Source organism: Bradyrhizobium australafricanum (assembly GCF_020329495.1).
In the GTDB taxonomy this organism is placed as follows: domain Bacteria; phylum Pseudomonadota; class Alphaproteobacteria; order Rhizobiales; family Xanthobacteraceae; genus Bradyrhizobium; species Bradyrhizobium australafricanum.
This window is the reverse complement of record NZ_JAGKJL010000013.1, coordinates 99,667-124,397: the sequence shown is the minus strand read 5'-3', so window position 1 is coordinate 124,397 and position 24,731 is coordinate 99,667. Positions and strand designations below refer to the sequence as shown.

Genomic DNA, 24,731 nt, shown 5'->3' with positions numbered 1-24,731 from the left:
TAGCCGCCGCGACAGCACTGCGCTCCTCTCCCCGTTCTTTACGGGGAGAGGGTTGGGGTGAGGGGCTGTCTCCGCGTAACCGGCGATAGCTGCATTTGCGGAGAATCCCCCTCACCCGGAATGCATCTAGCGATGCATTCCGACCTCTCCCCGCACGCGGGGCGAGGTAAAGCGAAGTTCGCTGCTCAGGCGCCCGACTTCACGCCCCCGACTTGGAGGTGATGCCGCCGTCGACCACGAGCTCGATGCCGGTGACGTATTTCGACTCGTCCGACGCCAGGAACAGCGCGGCGTTGGCGACGTCCCAGGCGTCGCCCATGTGCCCCATCGGCACCTGCGCGTCGCGGGCGCGCCACATCGCCTCGACATCGCCCTTGGCGTAGCTCTGCGCCAGCCCGGCCGAATGCGCGACCATCGGCGTCTTCATCAGTCCGGGCAGGATCGCGTTGACGCGCACATGCTTCGAGGCGAACTCGACCGCAGTCGACCGCGTCATCTGGTTCATCGCGGCCTTGCTCGCGTTGTAGCTGACATAGGAAATGCCGACATGGCGGATCGAGGCGATCGACGAGATGTTGATGATCGAGCCGCCGCCCTGCTTGATCATGATGGGAATGACGTGCTTCATCGACAGATAGGCGCTCTTGAGGTTGACTGCGAAGACGCGATCCCATTCGGCTTCCCCTACTTCCACCACGCTGCCGACCTCAGCGATGCCGACATTGTTGTCGAGCACGTCGACGCGGCCATAGGCCTTCAGGCAGGCCGCGACCATCGCCTCGACCTCGCCGGCGCGCGAGACATCGGCGGTGAATGCGGCAGCCTTGCCGCCTTCGCCGGTGATGATGCCGACGGTCTCCTCCGCCGCGGCACCGTTGCGATCGACGCAGAGAACGCTGGCGCCCTCGCGCGCAAAGGTGACGGCGGTCGCCTTGCCATTGCCCCAGCCGGGCCCGATCGAACCCGCGCCGACCACCATCGCAACCTTGCCCTTGAGCCGATCCATCGGTCTTTCTCCCTTGTTGTTCTTGTCGTGACTGTAGCCCGGATGAGCGAAGCGATATCCGGGAGCGCTATCCCCCGCATATCGCTCCGCTCATGCGGGCTACGAATACTTACTACGGATTCTCGCAAACACTCATCGTCGTGACATTAGCACCGATCGGATGCCCGAAAATCTCCGATAACGTCTGGCAGCGTCCCTCCTGGCACAGGTGCCATTCACCCGCGGCGCCGGAATTGCCGAGCACGACTTCCGCCCTTGGCACCGGCGGCGGCGACCATTGAAACCAGCCATCGACGAGGCGCGCCTCCGGCGGCGGCTCCATGCCGGCGCCCGTGCCCTTGACGCGCGCCTGTTGCAGCGTGAGCCCGGCCGGCGTGACCAGCCAGTCCTCCTGCCAGGCGCTCTTCTCGATCGAATGCGTCCAGGCGAGCGTGAAGGCCGCAATCGACAGCGCCTTCACGACTCCCGCGGAAGCGAGGCAGAGGCTCAAGCCGCCGCCACCGCATTGCGCGGACGCTGCCGCCATTGCCACAGCACGACAGCAGCGGCGAGCGTGAAGCCCGCTGTATCCGAGAACGGAAAATCGCCGAGCAGGCAGAGCGCGGCGCCGAACGCGACCAGGATCTCGATGAAAGTCAGCCGCGTGAACAGGAAGCCGATCGCGACGATGCCGAACAGGGCGATCGCCACGAGCGCCTTGAAGGTCGCCAGCGCCACCGCGCCGTAGAAGCCGAGCTGCGCCTGCATCGGATCCCCGGTCTGCAGCATCAGTGCCGGCGAATAGACGAAGATGAACGGAATGACGTAGCCGGCAAGCGCGATCCGCATCGCCTCCCAGCCGATCTTGTCCGGGTTCTCCTTGGCGATCGGCGCCGCCGCCAGGGCCGCGAGCGCGACCGGCGGCGAGAGGTCGGCCATGATGCCGTAATAGAACGCAAACATGTGGCTTGCGATCAGCGGCACGCCGAGCTTGGCGAGCGCCGGTGCAGCCAGCGCCGCGGTGATGATGTAGGTCGGGATCGTCGGAATGCCGGTGCCGAGCAGGATCGACAGCAGCATGGTCATGATCAGTGCCAGGAACAGGCTCTTGGCGCCGAGCCCGATGATCCAGCTGCCGAAGATGGTGCCGACGCCGGTCTGCGTCATCATGCCGATGATGGTGCCGACGATGGCGCAGGCCATGCCGACCGTCAGCGCCGACTTGGCGCTGTCGGCGAGCGAGTCGCGGCAGGCTTTCAGCGTGGCGCGGCCGCCGCGGGTGATCGCCGCGATGACGATCAAACCGGCGACGACGCTCGCGACCGGAACGATCTCGATGCCGTGACGCGAGACCGCGGCAACCACCAGCGCGAGGCCGATCCAGAAGATGTAGCGCACGATGGTGTTGGAGAAGCCGAGCGTGATGCTGGCGCCGAGGATCAACGCGACCGTGAGCGCAAGTCCCATGCTGCCGGCATAGAGCGGCGTGAAGCCCTCGAACAGCATGTAGACCAGCGCCGCGAGCGGCAACACCAGGTACCAGCGCGCCACCAGCGCCTTCCAGGCGCTCGGGATCTCCGAGCGCTTCATGCCGACGAGGCCGTGCTTGCCGGCCTCCAGATGCACCATCCAGAACGCCGAGGCGAAGTAGAGGACCGCCGGGATCACCGCTGCCTTGACGATCTCCGAATAGGGCACGCCGAGCGTCTCGGCCATGATGAAGGCGACCGCGCCCATGACGGGCGGCATGATCTGGCCGCCCATCGAAGCGGTGGCCTCGACGCCCGCGGCGAAGGCGCGGCGATAGCCGAACTTGATCATCAAGGGGATCGTGAACTGGCCGACGGTGACGACGTTGGCGACGCCCGAACCCGAGATCGTGCCCATCATGCCCGAAGCGAACACCGCGACCTTGGCGGGGCCGCCGCGGGTGCGGCCGAACAGGCCGAGCGAGACATCGGTGAACAGCTGGATCATGCCGGCGCGTTCCAGGAACGAGCCGAACAGGATGAACAGGAAGATGTAGGTCGCCGAGACGTAGATCGGCACGCCGTAGAAGCCCTCGGTGCCGAACGAGAGATGGGTGACGATCTGGTCGAAGTCATAGCCGCGGTGATTGAACGGCGACGGCAGATATTGCCCGAAGAACCAGTAGAGCAGACACGCGCCGCACATCAGCGGCAGCGCCGCCCCCATCAGCCGCCGCGTGCCCTCGAAGATCAGGACCGCGAGCAGCGTGCCGACCGCGAGGTCCATGTTGGTCGGATCGCCGTCGCGGGCGATCAGGTCGGCATAGAAGATCCACTGGTAGAGCCCGCAGAGGAAGCCGGCGGCGCCGACGATCCAGCTCACCGCGCGGCCGAAATCGGTCTTGGCGGTAAAATTGCCGATCAGGCCGAAGGTCAGGAGGATCAGGAAGCCGACATGGACGCCGCGCACCACCTGGCTCGGCAGGTAGTTGAAGGCTGCGACATAGAGCTGGAATACCGCAAAGGCGAGACCGATGGCATAGGCCAAGTGCCCCCAGGCGCCCGGGCCGAAGCCTTCCGGAAAGCCATGCTCGAAATTGTCGAATTCAACCTTGATGGGCTGCTCGCCCTCAACCTGCTGCTGCATATGATCAGTCCCCCGCCGTGCCAACGGCGCTTATATCCACTGAGTCCGCCCACCGAAAGCCGGGACAGGAAAAACGCGCCACGTCATTGCGAGCGAAGCGAAGCAATCCATCGCGCCACAAGGGGAGAGATGGATTGCTTCGTCGCTTCGCTCCTCGCAATGACGGCAAGGAGCAGACGTTCCGGCCTTACTTGATCAGGCCCTTCTCCTTGTAATACCGGATCGCGCCGGGATGCAGCGGCACCGGGCTGCCGGTCGCGGCCGCCTCGAGCTTGATCTCCTTGCCCGCGGCGTGAGCATTGGCGAGTTCCGGCAGCGATTCGTAGACCAGCCTGGTCATCTGATAGGCGAGATCGTCCGACACCGCGCTCGAGGTCACGAGGTAGTTCACGACCGCGGCGGTCGGCACGTCCTTGTCCTGGCCCGTATAGGTGTTGGCCGGGATGATCACGGAGACGAAGGGCGGGCCGATCTTGTCGACGGTCTCCTTCGGCACGGCGACCACGGTGATCTCGCTCGAGGTCGAGAGGTCCTTCAGCGAGGCGACGCCGAGGCCGGCGGACTGCAGCGTGGCGTTGAGCTGGCGGTTCTTCATCAGATCCACCGATTCGGCGAACGGCAGGTACTCGACCTTGCCGAGATCCTTGTAGCTCATGCCGGCGGCCGCCAGGATCGCGCGCGAGTTGAGCTCGGTGCCGGACTTCGGCGCACCGACCGACAGGCTCTTGCCCTTGAGATCGGCGAGTGTCTTGATGCCGCTCTCGGCGGTCGCGACGATCTGGATGTAGTTCGGATAGATCGCGCCGATGGTGCGCAGCTTGTCGAGCTTGTTCTTGAAGCCGGCCTCGGCGTCGCCTTCCCAGGCGGCTTTGAGCGAATCGCCGAGCGTGAAGGCGATCTCGCCGCGGCCCTGCTGCAGCAGCACCAGGTTCTCGACCGAGGCCTTGGTCGCCTGCACCTGGGTTTTCACGCCGGGGATCTTGTCGCCGTAGATCTTCCCCATCGCGACGCCGAGCGGATAGTAGACGCCGGAGGTGCCGCCGGTGAGCACGTTAATGAACTGCTCGGCCTGTGCGACAGGCGCGGACAAAACGCTGGCTGCCACGATCGCAGCAGCCATCAACCTGGAATTCATGAGTATTATTCTCCCCTTAAGCCGGCCGGAAATTGGCCGGACACCCCCGCCGGGTCAACCCATCCAAATGACGCATGCGCGGCGGAAATCCCCGATAGCAACACCACTTTACCTGCGCGGGAACTCTCCGCGCGACCGGGCGACCGCTTCGAGCTGGTTGCCGCGACCCGGGCGCTGGCGGCCGCTAACGGCTCGGTATTCGCGCCGGCGATCGCCGCGGTGACTCTCGGCATTGTCGGACCCAAAGCGTTCGCGGCGCGGACCGGCCGCAACGAAGCAGCGAAGATCGCCTTGCGGCCCAAGAATGTCGGCTTGAGCACCGCTGTTGCCGGATTCATTGTCGTCCATGCAGGTTGCAGCGCTGCATTCCTGTTCCTTGCAGCTATCGCTTGTGCCGCGCTGATCGGCCACTGCGCGTTGATGCGGGAGACGTTGCGAACAACAGCGACGACGTCACGCACATCTGCATTGGCATCACAAAACGGATGATCTGATTCGTCATCGGCGCTCTGCGGAGCACTCTGCATGATGCGATCCGATGTCCGACAATGACGCAATTCCGCGTCGGCGTCGACGCGACAACACAGTCATTAACGCCGTCTCTCGATGACACACGCGCACAGTGTTTCTGCCGATGTGCAAAGTCGGACGCGATCGCGCTCATGAATGTCAGATGACGCATTTGTTGCAGGTGTAACAGCGGTGAGACGCCGCGATTCCAGCGCCATTTGAATCGAATTGAATCCTTTAAGGTTAGCGGGGCAATCAATGTATGATCCAGAAATTTCCATGATTGCCGCCGCTCTAGGATGTACGAGTCAAGCCGGGGTAACTACGGACAAGGCGGGGCATGAATCACATCAGTCACATCGAACGCACGCGAGCCGGCTGGTTCGGACATCGCAAGCTGACCCCACGCGCATGCATTGCGGACAGCAAAAAACACCTTCGGACCTTCCTCGCCGAGGCGCTGGAAGACCTCGGCTTCATCACCAGTGAATGCAGCCAGGCTTTGGAACTCGACACCGTTCTGGACGCGGAACGGCCCGATCTCCTTGTGCTCGGCGTGTCCGTGGATGGCATCGAAGTCAGTAAAATTCTCGAGACTTTGGTGAGAAAGGACTATGGCGGCAAGGTCCTCGTCATCGGGCAGCCGGACTCGATCATCGTCAAGGCGGTCCGGCAAATCGGCGATGAGTACGGCATCGCCATGCTGCCGGCGCTCTCGACGCCGTTCAGCGCCGGGACCCTTCGCGACAGTCTTGCGTCGTTGATGCCGCTTGAACCCGCGCCGAGCCCGGCGGTGGACGTGCCCGAAGCGCTGAAGGCCGGCTGGCTCGAGCTGTGGTATCAGCAGAAAATTCATCTCCGGACGCTGGTGCCGAGCGGCGCCGAGGCGCTGATCCGGATGCGCCATCCGGCCTGGGGCGTCGTGCCGCCGGCCTACTTCATTCCGGACGAAAGCGATCCGCATTTTCATGCACTGTCCGAATTCGTGATCGAACGCGCAATCGAGGACTGGCGCTATCTCCTCGAGCAGACCGGGCCGGTCAATCTCTCGATCAACCTGCCGATCTCCTTCCTTGCCGACGATCATGCCGTGCGCGAGCTCTGTTACCGGATGCCGGATCATGCGGCCTTCGCGGGCCTCTTGATCGAGATCGACAGCACCGACGTGGTCGATCATCTGGATCTGGCGATCGATGTCGCCCGGCGCGTTCGACTGCACAATATCGGCATCTCGATCGACAATGTCGGCGCGAACTGGCCGTCTTTGCTGGGACTGCCGAACTTTCCGTTCGTCCAGCTCAAGGTCGACCATCAATTCGTCACCGGCTGCGCGGATCAGCGCCTGAAGCAGACGGTGTGCCGGCGTGTCGTAGAGCTGGCCCACGACAACGACGCGCAGGTCGTGGCCCAGGGGGTCGAGACGCGCGCGGACTTTCTCGCCGCGCACGAAATGGATTTCGATCAGGTCCAGGGCTACCTGTTCGGCAAGCCGATGGGCGTCAAGAAGTTCGCCCGCTCACGCATGCATTTCTCGGAGAAGGAGCCGGCCTCCTGAGGCGCGGCGTCGTCAGGCTCGAACGTCGCGATCGATCGCGCGCAGCGCTTCGCCGCGCGCGATCAGGCGTTTTGCATTGGAATAGGTCGGCACCTCGAGCAGCGAGCCGTCAAGTTCGACGCGCCCAAAGCCCTTTGTCCGCGCCGCTTCGAACGCCGCGACGATCTTGCCCGCCTGGCGCAACTCCTCCTCGCCCGGCGTCAGGACGCCGTTGACGATCGAGGCATGCGCGGGATCGACCAGGCTCTTTGCGGTGTAACCCAGCCGGCGCGCCCAGATCGTATCGCGTTCGACGCCTTCAGCGTCGCTCCAGGTGTAGGGACAATCGACCGCGACGACATCAGCGGCGCGACATTCGACGATGAAGCGCTGCCGCGCGTAAGCCAGTTCCAGGCCGTCGCTGCCGCGCTCGGCACCAAGATCGGCGGCGAGGTCTTCGGAGGCCATCAGGCAACCGATGACGCGCCGGCTCGCCATGGCGATCGCACCGGTCTGCACCAGACCGCGCGCGAACTCGATATTCGGCAGCAGCGACGTCGATCCCTCGGCGATACCGTAGTCACGCTCGAACCGCGTCACCGCCTCGTCAAGCCTGACGACATGGTGCGGCTCGGCGACCTTCGGCAGCGCGACGATATCCGGACGTCCGCGCATCACGGCGGCGAGATCGTCGATGCCGTCCTGGTCCAGCGGATTGACGCGGACCGCGACCATCACGCCCTGGTCGCGCCAGGCCGCGTAGAGCTCGGCCGCCAAGGCCCGCGCCTTCGGGCGCAGCGATGGCGGGGTAAAATCCTCGAGCTCGTGGATCAGCACGTCGGCGCCGCTGGCGGCCGCGTGCTGCAGCACGTCCTCGTTGGCGCCTTCGAGAAACAGCCAGGAGCGGCACAGCGGGGCCGGGCGCAGCTTGCGCATCACGCGGCCCGCGCCGCCGTCACTGGAACGTCATGTCGAGGCATTTCGAGATGTCGGAGCCGAGGCCGGACGAGATGGTGATGCAGCCGCGGATCTTCTGGGTGTTGACGTCGTTCGCCCAGATCGCATAGCCGCCGGGACCGAAGAACGAGTTGGTGTTCGGCGGCTCGGTCTCGGTGGCGTCAAAGGTGTAATTGCCGTCGGTCTCGAAGATGCGCGGCTTCTTGGTACAGCCGCCGTCGGCCTGCACGTTGATGACCTCCTTGTTGTCCCGCGTCAGCGCCAGCGAGACCTGGCAGCGGAAGTATTCCGAGGTCTTGGCGTTGAACAGATAGGCGTAGGACTTGCAGGTCGCGGTGTTGAGCTTGCCGGCGGACAGGCCGCGGCTGCAGGAGATCCGCTGATTGTTGGAGAGCTTGAACTCGTCCGCCTGCGCGACTGACGCCAGCGTCATGAACGACAGAGCGACACCGATTCCGATCTTCATGACGTGGTTCATCCTGATCATCCCAAGGTAGTGTTTCCGGCAATCAAAGCGTTTGTAAACGGTAACGCGAAAATAGTCGCCAAGCTTGATGCGGGAAATCACAAAGTCGGCGATCCGCGAGCGGTCGCGCCGATTGTCGTATTGACGCGTGAACATCGTTCGTGATTTGTTCAAAAACGTGGGGACGACGCCGTTTTCTCGGCCGGAGGTGGATCATGACGCATTTTTTGACCAAGACTTTTATTGCGACTGCGGCGTTTGCCGCGCTGGCGACCTGCGCGTTCGCGCAGGAGGCTGCGCCCTGGGAGCTGAAGCCCGACATGGGCTACGCCTATGACAAGGACGGCAAAACCTGGTCCTACAAGATGGGCACCAACAACGCCGGCACGCTGCTGAAGGGCGCCAAGAAGGTGCCGAAGGGGACGCTGTTCTTCATCGGCCAGAACGGCCAGCTCTACATGCGCTCCGGGCCCTATCTCGAGGGCGACGGCAAGTTCAAGTTCGGCTCGAATTAGAGCGTTTTCGAGCGAAGTGGACGCCGGTTCGCGCAAAGAAAACGCGTCAAGAAGAGTCTAGGGCTTCGGTTCTGATTCAATCAGAACCGAAATGCCCTAGCGGTTTTCGGCAGGCGTCAGAACGTCGCGGCCAATTCCTTCGCGCCCGGCTTGTTGCTGTTGAAATCCATCCGCTCATTGGTGACGGCAAGCAGCCTGGCCACCGTGTTGTGGCGGATGGCGACCGGGTTGCGCTCGTAGCCGGAGCGCTGGAAGAAATTCGCGGTCGGCACCTGCTCGCGCATCGCCTGCGGCATGGTCACCATGTCGAGCCCGGTGCCGTCGCCGGTCAGGTTCATCATCTCGAGCTCGGCCGCCGTCAGCGGCCGGCTGTAGCCCTTGTTGCGGGCGAAGGTCACCGAGGTCAGCAGCTTGTGGGTCTGCAGCATCGGGCCGACATCGATGTCGAGCACCATGGCATGGCACGCCCAGCCCTGCGGCGTATCGGCGAGGCGCGCATGCGCCGACCAGTCGTCGGGCACGGTGCGGGTGAACGCGACCATCTTCTTCAGCACCGCGAGCTTGTGCTCCATCGCCTTGCGCGCGGGCCCCTGCGTCCTCGCGACCCGCTCGGTCAGATCCCGCACGAATTCATGGCCCTGCTCGGCCAATAGCTCGACGGTGTTGGTGGTCAGCAGCTGGTTGTAGCCCATCGCGGTGGAGATGGCCCGCTTGCCACCGTGCTCGATGCCCGCCTGCACGTCGTAAGTGCCGGTGCCGCCAGTCTCGAACGAATAGACCCGCACCGCCTGCTCCGGCGTCAGCCCCGCGGCGCGCGCGTAACGGGCATAGGCGCGCTTGAACTCGACCTCGCTGGCCGGCCGCTGCGGCGTGAACTGGAATTGCTCGGCCGCCGCCCTGATCAGATCGGAGGCCACCGGAAGCGTCTTGGGCGGACGCGGCGGCTTGCCTTCCTCCTCTTCCGGAGCCGGATTGACCGGCCGCTTCGGACCCTCATAGACCGGCGGCTGCTGCAGCACGTAATCGTCCAGCGAGATCTGCACGCGGTCGCGCCGCTTGGCATTGCGGCCGCGCCTCTTCTCGGCGATCGCGTTCCAATAGGCGCTGGCGTCCTGCTCGAAGGCGGCGCGCGCCTCCTGATATTCCTGCAGCTTGCGGCGATATTCCATGATCGCCTGCGGCGATGCCTGAGCCATCGCATTGGCGACGGAAGGCGGCAACGCGCCGGCCTCGCCGGCAAAGACGGACGGCGCGCTGGCGGCGAGCGCGAGCGCGACAAATCCAGGGCACAGGCGAATCAATTGCGGGCGCATGGCCTCGTTGTAGCAAGCACGGCCGCGAAGTCAGCCCGGAATTGTCCGGATCGCAGCGGCCGGATGCCGCGATCAATGCAGAATATTCGCCACAATGCGGTGTTCTCCGAGGAAAGCCTTGGAGAAAGCCCTGGAGATCGCGATGAGAATGGCACTCTGGCTCGTCGCCGCCTGCGCGTTGACGCTCGCCGCACCGGCGCGCGCCGAGCGTCCGGACTGCGGGTCATTTCCGGATACGCGTTCACGTTTCACCTGTTACGAAAATGTGTCGCGGGCGCCTCCGGAACCGGAGGCTGCGGCGCATTCGCCTGGTGCGCAGGGGAAATCAATAAAGATGAACGCCCGCAAGCGGCATCACAAATAGCGGCATCGTTGCGGCCTACTTCCATGCGAATACCGGCTGCTCCAGTTCAGCGACGCGGGTGCTGCGACCGGCCAGCACCTCGCGAAATTGATAGATCAGCGCGGCAGTCGGCGCATGGATCTGCTGGCCACCGAGGCGGAAGCGGATCACGCGGCGCGAGCTTTCCGGGATCGTGGCGAAGCTGAACGCGTCCTCCAGCTCGATCGCATCGAGGCCGATGCGATGGACGGAAGCGACCTCGTCCGGGTTCGGGATGATCGCCGCATGCGCGCCGGCCCAGACCACGACCGGCGTGATCAGATAGCCGGACCGCGTCGGATAATCGTCGAGCATGCCGAGCACGTCGCGCTCCGACAGCGCGAGCCCGAGCTCCTCATGCAGCTCGCGCAGCGCGGCCTCGGCCTGCGTCTCGCCGGCATCGCAGCGCCCGCCCGGCAGCGCCCATTGCGCGCTGTGGGCGCGCAGGCGCGCGCTGCGGCGGGTCAACAGGAACGCCGTGCCGCCGCCGTCGTCGCCTTCGGTCAGCGCGATCGCGACCGCCGCGCGCTTCAGCGTCGGCGCGGCGTCCGCCGGCGCCAGGCGTGCGAATGCGGCACAGAGCTCTGCGATATTCCGCCGGGTGGCATCGTCAAATGTGCGGGCCATTGACCTTGACTACAACACAACAGCGTTTGATGAAATGACTGCTACCACATGCCTCCTGCGATCAATCATCAGCAAGCAACGGACCCCAACTCATGACGGCCAAGGCCTCGGACAAACTCAAATCCGACGGCTGGAAGATCGCCGAAACCACGGGATTCCTGACCCTGATCGGCCCGTTGTGGGAACGGTTGAAGGACGGCGCGCTTGAACTCGCGCTGATCACCGAGGACAAGCACCACAATCGCCGCGGCCTCGTGCAGGGCGGCGTGATCATGACCTTCGCCGACCGCGCCTGCGGCATGGCCGCACGCTACGTCTCGGGCAAGCCGACGCTTGCGACCGTGCAGCTCGACACCCATTTCGTCGAGGCCGGCAAGATCGGCGAGATCCTGACGACGCGGCCGCGCGTGGTACGCTCGACCCGCAGCCTGATCTTCATCACGGCCGAGGTGACCGTCGACAAGCGCTGTATCGCGATGGCCAACGGCGTGTTCAAGATTTTGAAGAACGAGAGTTGATCCTTTGTCATTCCGGGATGGTCCGAAGGACCAGACCCGGAATCTCGAGATTCCGGGCTCGATGCTTGCGCAAGCCCCGGAATGACCGCAGGAAAGGAAAGTCCGATGCAATATCGCCAGCTCGGCCGCAGCGGCCTGAAGGTCTCGCCGATTTGCCTCGGCACCATGATGTTCGGCGGACCGACCGACGAGGCGACCTCGGCACGGATCGTGGCGAAGGCGCGCGAGGCCGGCATCAACTTCATCGACAGCGCCGACGCCTATAATGCCGGCAAGTCCGAGGAGGTCGTGGGGCGCGCGATCTCGAACAGCCGGTCGAACTGGGTGCTCGCGACAAAACTCGCCAATCCGATCGGCGACGATCCCAACCACGGCGGGCTGTCGCGTCGCTGGGTGTTCCAGGCCGCCGACGAGAGCCTGAAGCGGCTCGGCACCGACTACATCGACGTCTACTATCTACACAAGGAAGACCACGCGACGCCGCTCGACGAGACGGTGCGCGCAATGGGCGACCTGATCCGCGCCGGCAAGGTGCGCTATTTCGGCGTCTCCAACTACCGCGCCTGGCGCGTCGCCGAGATCTGCAACATCTGCGACCGGCTCGGCATCGACCGTCCGGTCGCGAGCCAGCCCTATTACAATGCGATGAACCGGATGCCAGAGGTCGAGCATTTCCCGGCCTGCGCCTATTACGGGCTCGGCATCGTGCCCTATAGCCCGCTGGCGCGCGGCGTGCTTACCGGCAAATACGCGCCCGACGCGGCACCACCCGCGGACACGCGTGCGGGGCGCAACGACAAGCGCATGATGCAGACCGAGTGGCGGCCGGAATCGCTCGAGCTCGCGCAGGAGATCAAGCGCCACGCCGAGAGCAAAGGCATCACCGCCGGGCAGTTCGCGGTGTCCTGGGTGCTGAACTCGTCGTTCGTCAGCGCTGTGATCGCGGGGCCGCGCACCGAAGCGCAATGGGATGATTACATCCGCGCGCTCGACTACCGCTTCACCGCCGAGGACGAAGCCCTGATCGACCGCCTCGTCGTCACCGGCCATCCCTCGACGCCGGGCTTCAACGACCCCGCCTATCCGATCGAGGGACGCCGCGCGCGGAGCGGATCGTCGCTGTAGTGGCAGCGTCACAGTTTTAGTTTTGCGCTCACTTCCGCCCGCCGTCATTGCGAGCGGAGCGAAGCAATCCATCGTGCCGCAAGCGGAGAAATGGATTGCGTCGTCGCTGACGCTCCTCGCAATGACGGTGTGTTGCACTCGCTCGGTACGGATAACCCGCTCGGCAACGCCGAAGTTACGTTTCGTAGCTTCCGAATTGCGCGAAGCCCGAGTCGGCTGCAGCATCAGGGCATGGAAATGCTGATGCTGGTGCTGCAATGACGGCATCCAATGTACTGGACTGGATCGTGGCCCTCCTCGTCTGCTGGGCGAGCCTGACCGCAATCTTTGAACCTTCGCGCGGCGCCTCACAGTGCGACGTATCCACCGCGACAAGCAGCGCGCCGCAGGCCTCACTGGCGACCCCGACGCAGGCGGAGTTCGAGGAGATGATCCGCGACATGAAGCTGCATGATTGAACGGAATCGGCAAACCGCGAAAAACCTTCCTCGTCGTCCCCCAAATGAAACAGGGCGGCGCCGAAGCGCCGCCCTGCCCTGATTGCCGTTTGCTCGCCGCTTACTTCACGAGGTCGAAGCGGTCGGCGTTCATCACCTTGGCCCAGGCCGCGACGAAGTCCTTCACGAACTGCTCCTTGGAGTCGGACTGGCCGTAGACCTCGGCGAACGCCCGCAGCTGCGAGTGCGAGCCGAAGATCAGGTCGACGCGGGTGCCGGTCCACTTCACCGCCTTGGTCTTGCGGTCGCGGCCCTCATAGACGCCCTCGCCGGCATCGCTCCACACCGTGCCCATGTCGAGCAGGTTGAGGAAGAAGTCGTTGGTGAGCGTCCCCGGCTTGCCGGTGAAGACGCCGTGCTTCGACTTCTTGGCATTGGCGCCGAGCACGCGCAGGCCGCCGACGAGGACCGTCAATTCCGGTCCGGTCAGCCGCAGGAGCTGTGCACGGTCGACCAGCGCTTCCTCGGGCTGCAGGAACTGATGCTTGCCGCCGATATAGTTGCGGAAGCCGTCAGCCCGCGGCTCGAGCGGAGCGAAAGACTCGACGTCGGTCTGATCCTGCGTCGCATCGGTGCGGCCCGGCGTGAAGGGGACCTTCACACTGGTGCCGCCGTCCTTGGCCGCCTTCTCGATCGCAGCCGCGCCGCCGAGCACGATCAAATCGGCCAGCGAGACCTTCTTGCCGAACTCCTTCTGGATGGCTTCGAGTTTGCTCAGCACAGACTTGAGCTGAGCCGGCTCGTTGACATCCCAGTCCTTCTGCGGCGCAAGGCGGATGCGTGCACCATTGGCACCGCCGCGCTTGTCGGAGCCGCGGAACGTCGAGGCCGAGGCCCAGGCGGTCGACACCAGTTCGGACACCGACAGGCCCGAGGCGAGGATCTTCGCCTTGAGCGCCTCGATATCCTTGTCGTCGATCACGGCGTGATCGAGCGCCGGTACCGGATCCTGCCAGATCAGCGTCTCCTTCGGCACCAGCGGGCCGAGGTAGCGCTGGATCGGACCCATGTCGCGGTGCGTGAGCTTGAACCAGGCGCGGGCGAAGGCGTCCGCGAACTGATCCGGATGCTCATAGAACCGGCGCGAGATCTTCTCATAGGCCGGATCGAAGCGCAGCGACAGGTCGGTAGTCAGCATGGTCGGGACATGCTTCTTCGACGGATCGAACGCGTCCGGAATGACGGCGTCCGCGCCCTTTGCCTTCCACTGCTTCGCACCCGCCGGGCTCTTCGTCAGCTCCCATTCGTACTTGAACAGGTTCTCGAAGAAGTGGTTGCTCCACTTGGTCGGGGTCTGGGTCCAGGTGACCTCGGGACCGCCGGTGATCGCGTCAGCGCCCACGCCGGTGCCGAACTTGCTCTTCCAGCCGAGACCCTGTTCCTCGATCGCGCCACCTTCCGGCTCCGGACCGATCAACGACGGATCGCCTGCACCGTGGGTCTTGCCGAAGGTGTGGCCGCCGGCGATCAGCGCGACGGTCTCCTCGTCGTTCATCGCCATGCGGAAGAACGTCTCGCGGATGTCCTTCGCGGCGGCGACCGGGTCCGGATTGCCGTTCGGGCCTTCCGGGTTGACGTAGATCAGGCCCATCTGCACCGCGCCGAGCGGCTCGGAGAGCTGGCGCTCGCCGCTGTAGCGCTCGTCGCCGAGCCAGGTGCCTTCCGGACCCCAGTACAGCTCTTCCGGCTCCCACACGTCGGCGCGGCCCCCCGCAAAACCGAACGTCTTGAAGCCCATCGATTCCAGCGCGACGTTGCCGGCGAGGACCATGAGATCGGCCCACGAGATCTTGCGGCCGTATTTCTGCTTGATCGGCCACAGCAGCCGGCGCGCCTTGTCGAGATTGGCGTTGTCGGGCCAGCTGTTCAGCGGGGCGAAACGCTGCTGGCCGGCGCCGGCGCCGCCGCGGCCGTCGGTGATGCGATAGGTGCCCGCCGAGTGCCAAGCCATGCGGATCATCAGGCCGCCGTAATGGCCGAAGTCGGCCGGCCACCATTCTTGCGACGTCGTCATCAGGGCCGTGAGGTCCTTGATCACGGCGTTGAGATCGAGGCTTTTGAATTCCTTGGCGTAGTCGAAGCCCTTGCCCATCGGATCGGACAGGCTGGAGTTGCGATGCAGCACCTGAACGTCGAGCGTCTCCGGCCACCAGTCACGATTCGAGTGCCCGCGAGGCCCGCCTGTGAATGGGCATTTGCCCGCGCCTTCGTCGGTTTTTGCGTCCATGTTTCTTCTCCGAGGTGATGGATTCTGGAATGCGCTGGAGCTCTTCCAAGAACGATTCTACGCAACCCAATCCATCAGAGGAAATTGACTTTAGTGATCGCGTCGATAAGATTATCTGATGATAAATGTCACACTCCGGCAACTCAGGTATTTTGATGCTCTGGCCCACCACCGCCATTTCGGGCGCGCCGCGGATGCCTGCGCGGTGTCGCAGCCGGCGCTGTCGATGCAGATCCGCGAAATGGAACAGGCGGTCGGCGGCGTGCTGATCGAACGCAATGCGCGGCAGGTGACGCTGACGACCTTCGGCGAGGACCTGCTGCGCCGCGTGCGCGACATCCTGCGTTCGGTCGACGAACTCGGCGACTTCGCGCGCGCCTCGCGCGACAAGCTTGCCGGGCGGCTGCGGGTCGGCATGATCCCGACCGTCGCGCCATATCTGCTGCCGAAGGTGATCGAGAACCTGGCGCGGCTGCATCCCGAGCTCGACATCCATGTCCGCGAGACGCTGACGCCGAAGCTGATCAAGGAGGTCGCCGAGGGCCGGCTCGACACCGCGATCGTGGCGCTGCCGGTATCGGAACCGTCGCTGACCGAGGTCGCGCTGTTCTCGGAAAACTTCCTGCTGGTGCGGCCGGGCGAGGATGCGAAGACGCCGGTGCCGAGCGCCGAGATGCTGCGCGAGATGCGGCTCTTGCTGCTCGAGGAGGGCCACTGCTTCCGTGACCAAGCGCTGTCGTTCTGCAACATGCAGTCGTCGCCGCCGCGCGAGGTGCTGGACGCGAGTTCGCTGTCGACGCTGGTGCAGATGGTCGGCGCCGGCATCGGCGTCACCCTGATCCCCGAGATGGCGGTGGCGGTGGAGACGCGCTCGGCGCCGGTCACGGTCTCGCGCTTCAAGCACCCGCAGCCCTCGCGCACCATCGGCATGGTCTGGCGCAAGACCTCTCCGCTCGCCGCGCAGCTTCAGCAGATCTCCGAGGTCGTCAGCCTCGCCGCCCGCGCCCTGCGCGCGCCGAAGCAGGACGGCGCCAAGGAGCCGGCGAAGCGCGCGGGGCGAAGGAAGGTGGCGTGATTGCCGAGACGCTGCGGCGAAGATGTAGTTCTCGTTTGACGCACACGTCTCGCCACCCCCACAACCGTCGTCCTGGCGAAAGCCAGGACCCATAACCACCGCGTTTGATTGTGAACGGGATCGTGGCTCCAGCTTCGCTCAACAACTGATGGTCGGGGTAATGGGTCCTGGCTTTCGCCAGGACGACATCGAATATGTTGCGCGGTCTGTGAATCATACGTCCGCATTCTCGCGACGAATGACGAGATGAGGCGGCGCCCCTACTTCTCCAGATACTTCTTCATCTCGGCGATCAGGCCGTCGCGCAGTTCGGGGCGCTTGAGGCCGAAGGCGATGTTGGCGCGGAGGAAGCCGGGCTTGGAGCCGCAATCGTGGCGCTCGCCCTCGAACTCGACGCCGTAGAACTTCTGCGTCTTCGCAAGCCCGATCATCGCATCGGTGAGCTGGATCTCGCCGCCGGCGCCGCGCTCCTGCGTGGCCAGGATGTTGAATATCTCCGGCTGCAGGATATAGCGGCCGGTGATCGACAGGTTGGACGGCGCGGTGCCCTGCGGCGGCTTCTCGACCATCCGGTCGACCTCGAAGATGTTGCCGGTGCGTTTGCCGACGCTGCAGATGCCGTATTGATGGGTGAGTTCGTCGGGCACCGCCTCGACCGCGATCAGGTTCGACTTGTCACCAAGCCTGCTCGCGGCATCGATCATCTGCTTGAGGCAGCCCGGCGTGTTCAGCACCAGCTCGTCCGGCAGCACCACCGCGAACGGCTCGTTGCCGATGATATCGCGCGCGCACCACACCGCGTGGCCGAGCCCGAGCGGCGCCTGCTGCCGGGTGAAGCTCATCGCGCCGGCCTCCGGCTGGTTCTGCGCCAGGATATCCTGCTCGGTCTTCTTGCCGCGCTGCGCCAGCGTGGTGTCGAGCTCGAACATGCGGTCGAAGTGATCCTCGATGACACCCTTGTTGCGGCCGGTGACGAACACGAAATGCTCGATGCCGGCTTCCCGGGCCTCGTCGACCACGTACTGGATCAGGGGCTTGTCGACGATCGTCAGCATCTCCTTCGGCATCGCCTTGGTGGCGGGCAGCACGCGGGTACCGAGACCGGCGACGGGGAATACGGCTTTGCGGATCTTCATGGGATTATCGGAAGCCTTGAAATGGGTGGGACGGCGGCACGAAATGAATCATGCCTTTGGTACCCCGTTTTGCAGCCGCCAACAAAGGCGGATGTGTGGTGCGGCTTAATTCCGCCGTTCCCGTCAGCCAATGCGGGCCGCAACAAAATCTCGCCCTTGTTAAGTTATTGGAAACCGTGCCGGGGCCTTCTGGAACAGCACGATTTTGACAGGCACACGACAAATGCGCGCGATGGGAACATCAAGGACCAAGCTTTTCGGCGCGAGCCTGATCGCGTTGGCCCTGCTGCTGCCCGGCAGCACGCAAGCCCAGTCGGCGGGCAACGGCCTGACCAACCTGATCGACAGCATCTTTTCCGGACCGAACGCGACGCCGCCGCAGGCCGCAACCGGACAGGACGGCGCGGCACCGCCGTGGAGCGGTGAAGACGGCGCCTCCGGCCATCCGCTGATGACCGCAGCAGCGATCCGCCAGGCCGCGTCGGACTTCCCGAACTGCGTCGCAGCGATGTGGCCAGATGCCGCACGGCGCAACATCACCCAAGAGAATTTCGAGCGCTTCACCGCCGGCCTGACGCCCGATCTGCGCATCATGGATCTGATGGATTCGCAGCCGGAGTTCACCAAGGCGATCTGGGATTATCTCGACATCCTGGTCAGCGACACCAGGCTCGCCAAGGGGCGCGAGATCCTTGCGAAATACAAACCGCAGTTCGACGCCACCGAGAAGGCCTATGGCGTCGACCGCTACATCATCGCGGCGATCTGGGGCATCGAGTCGAACTACTCGACCCAGATGGGCGATCGCAACGTGGTGCAGTCGACCGCGACGCTCGCCTGCATCGGCCGCCGTCAGGCCTATTTCAAGGACGAGTTCCTGTCGGCGCTGGAAATCCTCAACCGCGGCGACCTCAGGCCCGAGCAGATGCGCGGCTCCTGGGCCGGCGCCTTCGGCCCGACCCAGTTCATGCCGACCGCGTTCAAGCGCTATGCCGTCGATGGCGACGGCGACGGCCGCCGCGACGTCGTCGACAATCCGAGCGACCTGATCGCCTCGACCGCCAACAATCTGAAGAAGGACGGCTGGCAGACCGGCGCGAGCTGGGGCTACGAGGTCGTGCTGCCGCAAGGCCTCAATTACATGCTGGCCGACCGCGCCAAGGCGATGCCGCTGTCGCAATGGGAGCATCTCGGCCTCAAGCGGCCGAACGGCCAGCCGTTCCCGCGGCCGTCCGACAAGGCCTATCTGCTGGCGCCGGCCGGCGCCGAGGGGCCGGGCTTCCTGATGCTGCAGAATTTCCGGGTGATCATGAAGTACAACCCGGCCGAAGCCTATGCGCTCGCCATCGGCCATTTCGCCGACCGCCTGCGCGGCGGCCAGCCCTTCGCGCAGCCCTGGCCGCGGCAGGAGCGGGTGCTGTCGCGCGCCGAACGGCTGGAACTGCAGCAGCTGCTGGCCCAGCGCGGCTTCTACAAGGGCACGCCCGACGGCCAGTTCGGCGGCCAGACCCGCGAGGCGCTGCGCGGCTTCCAGGTGTCGATCGGGGCACCGGCCGACGGCTTTGCCACCTCCGAGGTGCTGGAGCGGCTCAGGGGGCGGTAGGGCTGAAGCCGCAGGGCTGCCGCCCGTAGCCCGGATGCAGCGCAGCGAAAGCCGGGGTTCTCGCCGTGCGGCTGGTCTGGTCCCGGATTACGCTTTGCTGCATCCGGGCTACGGCTCTTGCCCCTCCCGCAAGCGGGAGAGGGGGCACGGTTCCGTCGCCGCGACGGCTGGGCCCTCCACCCCAAAAGTAACCGTGAAATCCGATATTTGCCGCCTGCCTTGACGGCGGCCGGAGGCACCCGATTTATGGTGGAAAAGCTGCCCGCTTGCGGCCCGATTCCGCTAGTATGCTCACGTACTTCCAGATCATTTGCGACCGAACGCGATGCGAGAGCCAAAGTCCTTTTTGCGCATATTCACCGAAGCCGGTCCGCTGGTCGCGCTTACGGTGGCGCTTGCGCTGTTGATCGGCATCGCCCAGCCCGCCTCGGCGCAATTCTTCGGCTTCCCCGGCTTTGGTGGCGGACCGCCGCAACCACAGCGCCGCGCTCCGCCGCAGCACGGCGGCGGCGGCTGGTTCGGCGGCGATTTCTTCGCGCCGTTCCAGCAGCAGCAACCGCAATCATCGCAGCCGCAGCGGCCGCGCGAGGATTTCTCGCGCGCTCCGGCACCGGCCAAGCGCGAGGCGGCCGCCGAGCGCAACGTGCTCGTCATCGGCGACGCCATGGCCGACTGGCTCGGCTATGGCCTGGAAGATGCCTATTCCGACCAGCCCGACATGGGCGTGATCCGCAAGCACAAGACGGTCTCCGGCCTGATCCGCTATCAGCCCAAGGGCGATCCGGCGGATTGGGCCGCGGCCGCGAAGGGCATTCTCGCCACCGAGAACCCCGACGCTATTGTCGTGATGCTCGGCCTCAACGACCGCACCGCGATCCGCGAATCTGTCGTGGAGAAGAAGGTCGACAAGAAGGACGAGAAAAAGGACGCGCGCGGCAAGCCCGAGGCCAAGCCGGGCGACAAGCCCGATGCCGCCGCCAAAACTGATGGCAAGCCGGTCGAGGCCGAGCCGCCGGCCGACGACGCCGACAATGACTCGCAGGCCGCGCCGGAAAAGACCGCGCGCTCGCCCAACGGCCTCTATGAATTCCGCGACGACCGCTGGGTCGAGCTCTACGGCAAGAAGATCGAGGAGTTGATCAACGTGCTGAAGAGCAAGGGCGTGCCGGTGCTGTGGGTCGGCCTGCCCGCGATCCGCGGCCAGAAGGGCACGTCGGACATGTTGTTCCTCGACGCGCTCTATCGCGACGGCGCCGGCAAGGCCGGCATCACCTATGTCGACGTCTGGGACGGCTTTGTCGACGAGGCCGGCCGCTTCATGCAGAAGGGTCCGGATTTCGAAGGCCAGCCCCGCAAGCTGCGTACCGATGACGGCGTGTTCTTCACCAAGGCCGGCGCGCGCAAGCTCGCGCATTATGTCGAGCGCGAGGTGACGCGCCTGCTCGCGGTGCGCTCCGGGCCGATCGCGCTGCCCAGCGAACCGGCGACGCCGGATACCAGCGCCGAGCCCGGCAAGCCCGCGCCGCGGCCGTTGGCGGGCCCGGTGCTGCCGCTGGTCGCCTCCACCGTCGGCACCGATCAATTGCTCGGCGGACCGGGCTCGCGGCCCGCCGCCGTCGATGCGCTCGCCGCGCGCACGCTGGTGAAGGGCGAGGCGCTGGCGCCGCCCGCCGGCCGCGCCGATGATTTCGTCTGGCCGCGCCGCGAGATGGGCCGCGAGCAAGCCAAGGGCGATGTGCCGGTTGCCGCGACCACGCCGGCCGCGCCGGCGGGCGGACCGGCCAATCCGCCGCCCTCGACCACGGCGATCGCGCCCGACGGCTCGATCATCACCGCGCCCAAGCCGCCAAGGCGCGTGTTCCGTCCGGCTCAGACCCAGGCCCAGCCGCAACAGCAGCCGCAGACACAGCCCTGGCTGCGCGATCTGTTCGGGTTCGGCGCGCCGCAGCAGCGCCCGCTGGTCGCTCCGCCGCCGCGCCCGCCGCGCGGTGTCGGACAGCGGGCCGCGGTGCCGGGGAGTCCGTGGCAGTAAGGATTTCTGCCAGGCTCTTCAGACGACGAAACGGGTAGGCTCCGTCATTGCGAGCAAAGCGAAGCAATCCATCGATCCGCACGCGCGGACACATGGATTGCTTCGTCGCTTCGCTCCTCGCAATGACGACAGGTGGGTTTGCAAGTCAGGCGGAAGCCGTAACCCGCTGATGTTGCGTGCGCGGCGAGAGGGCGGGTTACGCTATCGCCAACCTGCCCTACGATTTCGTCGTGTGGCTCAACCGTAATAGCGCCAGCGCGACGGCGGCGGGCGGCGCGGCTGGCGCGTCATCAGGAGCGCGAGCGCAAAGCCGATGCCGCCGGCGATCAGCAGCGATCCCAGCGGGTTCTCCTGCACCGCATGCGCCATCGCCTTCTGTCCGCTGCGAACGGTCTCGCCGCGATGCTCATAGGCATCCTTGGCGTAGTTGACCGCGGTGTCGGCGGCGTCGCGCGCGGCGTCCTTGGCCTGGCCGTAGAGATCCTGCACCGAGCCCGCGGCTTCGCGCGCGCGGCCCGAGGCCTGGGTCTGCGCATCGCCGGTCGCGTCGCCGACAGCACCTTCGGCCTTGCCCGCGAACTCCTTCGCCGTTCCGAAAATCCGATCCTTGTCCATCGTCACGCTCCCTGATCTGTCCGGGAGCTAACCGGGAAACGGCGCGCAGGTTCCTGCGGTTACAGGATCAGCCCACCGTCGACGACGATGGTCTGGCCGACGATGTAGGAGGCGAGCGGAGAGGCCAGGAACAGCGCGGCGCCGGCCATGTCGGCGGGCGTGCCGAGACGCTTCAGCGGAATGCGCTCGAGCGCGCCTTCGAGACGCTTCGGATTGGCCGTCGTCGCCTTGGTCATCTTGGTGTCGACGAGGCCGGGCGCAATGCCGTTGACCCGGATGCCGTTCTCCGCCCAGGCCTCGCCGAGCGTGCGCGTCAGCCCGACGGCGCCGGTCTTCGAGGCGTTGTAGGCCGGATTCCCCATGGTGGAATGATAGGCCGCGGTCGAGCTCACGATGATCAGCGAGCCCTTAGCTGCGCTCAGCATCGGCTGGAATTTGGTCGCGCAGGCCATCAGGCTTATCAGGTTGACCTCGAGCACCTTGCGAAAGCCCTCCATCTCGAATTCCCCGCGGCGGTAAATCACCGCGCCCTGCGCCAGCACCAGCACGTCGAGCTGGTCGAACGACGGCTTGAAGGCCTCGATTGCCTGCGGGTTGCTGACATCGAGCTGCGCGTAGGCGAGGCCCTCGAGATGCGAGCCCTCTTCGGTGGAATAGTCGCTGGCCTGCGCACGGGTGCCGCAGATCGCGACGCGCGCGCCCTTGGCGCGGAACGCCTGCGCGATGCCGTTGCCGATGCCGCTGGAGCCGCCGACCACCAATACTTGCTTGCCGCCGAAATCGAGCTCGTTCATCGCGCGTTCCTCTCTCGTGCTGTTGTCTTGATTGAGCATGATCCTTCTCGGAAAGCCAACCGGGAAACTTGCGTTAACGCGCTGCGCGCATGCCGATATGGGATCAGTGGTTTGACGTATCTTGCGATCGGTGCCAGCGTTGCCGTCTCTCACAACGCGGAAAATCAACGGGGGGTCCGTCATGTCCGAATACAAGCAGCTCAGCCGTTCGGTGAAGGGCCTCACCGTTCTCGTCACCGGCGCCGCCAGCGGCATGGGCCGCGCCACCGCGCGGGTGTTTGCCGATGAAGGCGCCAATGTCGCGGTCACCGACCTGACTGAAGAAGGCACGCAGACGGTGGCGAAGGAGATTTCGGCAAGCGGCGGCTCGGCGAAGGCCTGGACGCTCGACGTCGGCGATCGCGACGCCATCACCAAAGTCGTCAACGACGCCGCCGCGCATTTCGGCGGGCTCGACATCATCGTCAACAATGCCGGCATCTCGGTGCGGGTGCCGATCGACGATCCCGCGTACGAGGACGCTTGGGCCAAGGGCATCGCGGTGATGCTGACGGCGCATCCGCGCATCATCCGCGGGGCACTGCCATACCTGCGCAAGTCACGCTCGCCGCGCATCGTCAACATCGCCTCCACCGAGGCGCTCGGCGCGACCGCGCTGCACAGCCCCTACTCCGCGGCCAAGGGCGGCGTCACCAGCCTGACCCGCTCGCTCGCGGTGGAGCTGGGACGCGAAGGCATCACCGTGAACTGCATTTGCCCGGGCCCGATCCGCACCGCCATCACCGACCGCATCTCCGAGGAGCACAAGACGCTCTACGCCAAGCGCCGCACCGCGCTCGCCCGTTACGGCGATCCGGAAGAGGTCGCGCACATGACGCTGAGCCTGTGCCTGCCCGCGGCGTCGTTCCTGACCGGCGCGGTGATTCCGGTCGACGGCGGGTTGATGGCGCGGAATGCCTGACCCGCGCACGGCCCGCGAGCGTTGACAGCGCGCGCGCGGCGAGTAGCCTTCTCGTCAAACGAAGCGGGACAACCGCCCGCGACAGACGGGGAGATACGCCAATGACGGTCCTGATCCGGCAGCTTCACAAGCATTTCGTCGGCGAAGTTTCCGGCGTCGATCTGCGCAAGCCGCTGACGAAGCAGGAAGCGATCGACATCGAGGCCGGCATGGACAGATACGCCGTGCTCGTGTTCCACGGCCAGGACATCTCCGACGAGCAGCAGATGGCATTCGCGCTGAATTTCGGCGAGCGCGAAGATGCGCGCGGCGGCACGGTGACAAAGAAGCAGGACTACCGCCTCGCCTCCGGGCTGAACGACGTCAGCAACCTCGGCAAGGACGGCAAGCCGCTGCCGAAGGACCATCGCACCCATCTGTTCAACCTCGGCAACTGCCTGTGGCATTCCGACAGTTCGTTCCGGCCGATCCCGGCGAAATTCTCGCTGCTGTCGGCGCGCGTGGTGAACCCGAAGGGCGGCAACACCGAATTCGCCGACATGCGCGCCGCCTATGACGCGCTCGACGACGAGACCAAGGCCGAGATCGAGGACATGATCTGCGAGCACTCGCTGATGTATTCGCGCGGCTCGCTCGGCTTCCTCGACTACACCGACGAGGAGAAGCAGATGTTCAAGCCGGTGCTGCAGCGCCTGGTGCGGACGCATCCGGTGCATGGCCGCAAGTCGCTGTATCTGTCCTCGCACGCCGGCGCCATCAGGGGCATGAGCATGCCGGAGGCGCGGCTGCTGCTGCGCGATCTGACCGAGCACGCGACGCAGCCCGAATTCGTCTATGTGCACAAATGGACGGTGCATGACCTCGTGATGTGGGACAACCGCCAGACCGTGCACCGCGTCCGCCGCTACGACCAGTCGCAGCCCCGCGACATGCGCCGCGCCACGGTCGCGGGCACCCAGCCGACGGTCGCGCAGGAAGCGGCGGAGTAGCGGTCGCGAACGCTGTCGTAGCCAAACCACCGCTGTCGTAGTCAAACCCGCAGCTGTCGTCCCGGGCAAGCGTAAGCGCGACCACCCATAACCACGGAGCGCCGTTGTTGCGCGACGCT

The 24,731-nt window shown here is 65.3% G+C and carries 24 protein-coding genes; 11 read left to right on the top strand and 13 right to left on the bottom strand.

The window, feature by feature from the left end; genetic code table 11:
* Positions 1–199: 199 nt before the first annotated feature.
* The 5 genes from J6525_RS14395 to J6525_RS47465 all read right to left on the bottom strand — a co-directional run bounded on the left by J6525_RS14395 (position 200) and on the right by J6525_RS47465 (position 5,263).
* Entirely contained in the window at positions 200–1,006 is an 807-nt protein-coding gene (locus J6525_RS14395; RefSeq protein ID WP_225645178.1) for an SDR family NAD(P)-dependent oxidoreductase, read from the bottom strand.
* Between the two features lie 112 nt (positions 1,007–1,118).
* Positions 1,119–1,532: a DUF1850 domain-containing protein gene (locus J6525_RS14390; protein ID WP_225645176.1), complete on the bottom strand. Its 414-nt coding sequence runs from the start codon at positions 1,530–1,532 to the stop codon at positions 1,119–1,121.
* A complete protein-coding gene (locus J6525_RS14385) occupies positions 1,493–3,601 on the bottom strand; it encodes a TRAP transporter permease (protein ID WP_225645174.1) in 2,109 nt (702 codons plus the stop codon). The genes J6525_RS14390 and J6525_RS14385 overlap by 40 nt, the downstream gene beginning before the upstream one ends.
* A 187-nt stretch (positions 3,602–3,788) precedes the next feature.
* Entirely contained in the window at positions 3,789–4,736 is a 948-nt protein-coding gene (locus tag J6525_RS14380; protein WP_225645171.1) for a TAXI family TRAP transporter solute-binding subunit, read from the bottom strand.
* A 5-nt stretch (positions 4,737–4,741) separates the two neighbouring features.
* The gene (locus J6525_RS47465) at positions 4,742–5,263 is read right to left on the bottom strand and encodes a hypothetical protein (protein ID WP_376708512.1); all 522 of its coding nucleotides are present in this window, start codon (positions 5,261–5,263) and stop codon (positions 4,742–4,744) included.
* 323 nt (positions 5,264–5,586) lie between these two features.
* On the opposite strand from J6525_RS47465, the gene J6525_RS14370 reads away from it, so the two are divergent.
* A complete protein-coding gene (locus J6525_RS14370; RefSeq protein ID WP_092087896.1) occupies positions 5,587–6,801 on the top strand; it encodes an EAL domain-containing response regulator in 1,215 nt (404 codons plus the stop codon).
* 12 nt (positions 6,802–6,813) lie between these two features.
* Here J6525_RS14370 and J6525_RS14365 read toward each other — a convergent pair whose 3' ends face one another.
* Both J6525_RS14365 and J6525_RS14360 read right to left on the bottom strand, forming a co-directional pair.
* The gene (locus tag J6525_RS14365; protein WP_225645169.1) at positions 6,814–7,716 is read right to left on the bottom strand and encodes an HpcH/HpaI aldolase/citrate lyase family protein; all 903 of its coding nucleotides are present in this window, start codon (positions 7,714–7,716) and stop codon (positions 6,814–6,816) included.
* Between the two features lie 19 nt (positions 7,717–7,735).
* Positions 7,736–8,215, bottom strand: coding sequence for a hypothetical protein (locus tag J6525_RS14360; RefSeq protein WP_225645168.1), 480 nt, complete (start codon positions 8,213–8,215; stop codon positions 7,736–7,738).
* Between the two features lie 203 nt (positions 8,216–8,418).
* Here J6525_RS14360 and J6525_RS14355 point away from each other — a divergent pair, with 203 nt between their 5' ends.
* Positions 8,419–8,718 (top strand): hypothetical protein, encoded by a 300-nt coding sequence (locus J6525_RS14355; protein WP_225645166.1) that lies wholly within the window; start codon positions 8,419–8,421, stop codon positions 8,716–8,718.
* A 116-nt stretch (positions 8,719–8,834) separates the two neighbouring features.
* Here J6525_RS14355 and J6525_RS14350 read toward each other — a convergent pair whose 3' ends face one another.
* Positions 8,835–10,031 (bottom strand): hypothetical protein, encoded by a 1,197-nt coding sequence (locus J6525_RS14350; protein WP_225645165.1) that lies wholly within the window; start codon positions 10,029–10,031, stop codon positions 8,835–8,837.
* Positions 10,032–10,149: 118 nt separating this feature from the next.
* Here J6525_RS14350 and J6525_RS14345 point away from each other — a divergent pair, with 118 nt between their 5' ends.
* On the top strand, positions 10,150–10,395 hold the full coding sequence (locus J6525_RS14345; RefSeq protein ID WP_225645162.1) for a hypothetical protein: 246 nt from the start codon (positions 10,150–10,152) through the stop codon (positions 10,393–10,395).
* Positions 10,396–10,410: 15 nt separating this feature from the next.
* On the opposite strand, the gene J6525_RS14340 is transcribed toward J6525_RS14345, so the two are convergent.
* Positions 10,411–11,040, bottom strand: a complete 630-nt coding sequence (locus J6525_RS14340) for an NUDIX hydrolase (RefSeq protein ID WP_225645160.1) — start codon at positions 11,038–11,040, stop codon at positions 10,411–10,413.
* A 92-nt stretch (positions 11,041–11,132) separates the two neighbouring features.
* On the opposite strand from J6525_RS14340, the gene J6525_RS14335 reads away from it, so the two are divergent.
* From J6525_RS14335 to J6525_RS14325, 3 genes are all read left to right on the top strand, one after another.
* Positions 11,133–11,558, top strand: coding sequence for a PaaI family thioesterase (locus J6525_RS14335; protein ID WP_225645158.1), 426 nt, complete (start codon positions 11,133–11,135; stop codon positions 11,556–11,558).
* 105 nt (positions 11,559–11,663) lie between these two features.
* Positions 11,664–12,683: an aldo/keto reductase gene (locus tag J6525_RS14330; protein ID WP_225645156.1), complete on the top strand. Its 1,020-nt coding sequence runs from the start codon at positions 11,664–11,666 to the stop codon at positions 12,681–12,683.
* 257 nt (positions 12,684–12,940) lie between these two features.
* Positions 12,941–13,141, top strand: a complete 201-nt coding sequence (locus J6525_RS14325) for a hypothetical protein (RefSeq protein WP_057016417.1) — start codon at positions 12,941–12,943, stop codon at positions 13,139–13,141.
* 100 nt (positions 13,142–13,241) lie between these two features.
* Here J6525_RS14325 and katG read toward each other — a convergent pair whose 3' ends face one another.
* A complete protein-coding gene (katG, locus tag J6525_RS14320) occupies positions 13,242–15,407 on the bottom strand; it encodes a catalase/peroxidase HPI (protein ID WP_092087886.1) in 2,166 nt (721 codons plus the stop codon).
* 118 nt (positions 15,408–15,525) lie between these two features.
* Between katG and J6525_RS14315 the strand changes: the two genes are divergently transcribed.
* On the top strand, positions 15,526–16,482 hold the full coding sequence (locus J6525_RS14315; RefSeq protein ID WP_225645154.1) for a hydrogen peroxide-inducible genes activator: 957 nt from the start codon (positions 15,526–15,528) through the stop codon (positions 16,480–16,482).
* A 260-nt stretch (positions 16,483–16,742) separates the two neighbouring features.
* Here J6525_RS14315 and galU read toward each other — a convergent pair whose 3' ends face one another.
* Positions 16,743–17,618 (bottom strand): UTP--glucose-1-phosphate uridylyltransferase GalU, encoded by an 876-nt coding sequence (gene galU, locus J6525_RS14310; protein WP_028334743.1) that lies wholly within the window; start codon positions 17,616–17,618, stop codon positions 16,743–16,745.
* Positions 17,619–17,841: 223 nt separating this feature from the next.
* Here galU and J6525_RS14305 point away from each other — a divergent pair, with 223 nt between their 5' ends.
* Both J6525_RS14305 and J6525_RS14300 read left to right on the top strand, forming a co-directional pair.
* A complete protein-coding gene (locus tag J6525_RS14305) occupies positions 17,842–19,221 on the top strand; it encodes a lytic murein transglycosylase (RefSeq protein ID WP_092086503.1) in 1,380 nt (459 codons plus the stop codon).
* Positions 19,222–19,546: 325 nt separating this feature from the next.
* Complete coding sequence (locus tag J6525_RS14300) at positions 19,547–21,253, top strand: SGNH/GDSL hydrolase family protein (protein ID WP_076825226.1); 1,707 nt, start codon at positions 19,547–19,549, stop codon at positions 21,251–21,253.
* Positions 21,254–21,490: 237 nt separating this feature from the next.
* Here the strand turns inward: J6525_RS14300 and J6525_RS14295 are convergent, their stop codons facing one another.
* The gene (locus J6525_RS14295) at positions 21,491–21,868 is read right to left on the bottom strand and encodes a CsbD family protein (protein ID WP_050387227.1); all 378 of its coding nucleotides are present in this window, start codon (positions 21,866–21,868) and stop codon (positions 21,491–21,493) included.
* A gap of 59 nt (positions 21,869–21,927) precedes the next feature.
* Entirely contained in the window at positions 21,928–22,662 is a 735-nt protein-coding gene (locus tag J6525_RS14290) for an SDR family NAD(P)-dependent oxidoreductase (protein ID WP_225645152.1), read from the bottom strand.
* 181 nt (positions 22,663–22,843) lie between these two features.
* On the opposite strand from J6525_RS14290, the gene J6525_RS14285 reads away from it, so the two are divergent.
* Both J6525_RS14285 and J6525_RS14280 read left to right on the top strand, forming a co-directional pair.
* The gene (locus J6525_RS14285; protein WP_225645150.1) at positions 22,844–23,623 is read left to right on the top strand and encodes an SDR family NAD(P)-dependent oxidoreductase; all 780 of its coding nucleotides are present in this window, start codon (positions 22,844–22,846) and stop codon (positions 23,621–23,623) included.
* A gap of 101 nt (positions 23,624–23,724) precedes the next feature.
* Positions 23,725–24,612, top strand: a complete 888-nt coding sequence (locus J6525_RS14280; RefSeq protein ID WP_225645149.1) for a TauD/TfdA dioxygenase family protein — start codon at positions 23,725–23,727, stop codon at positions 24,610–24,612.
* The last annotated feature ends 119 nt before the right edge of the window (positions 24,613–24,731 follow it).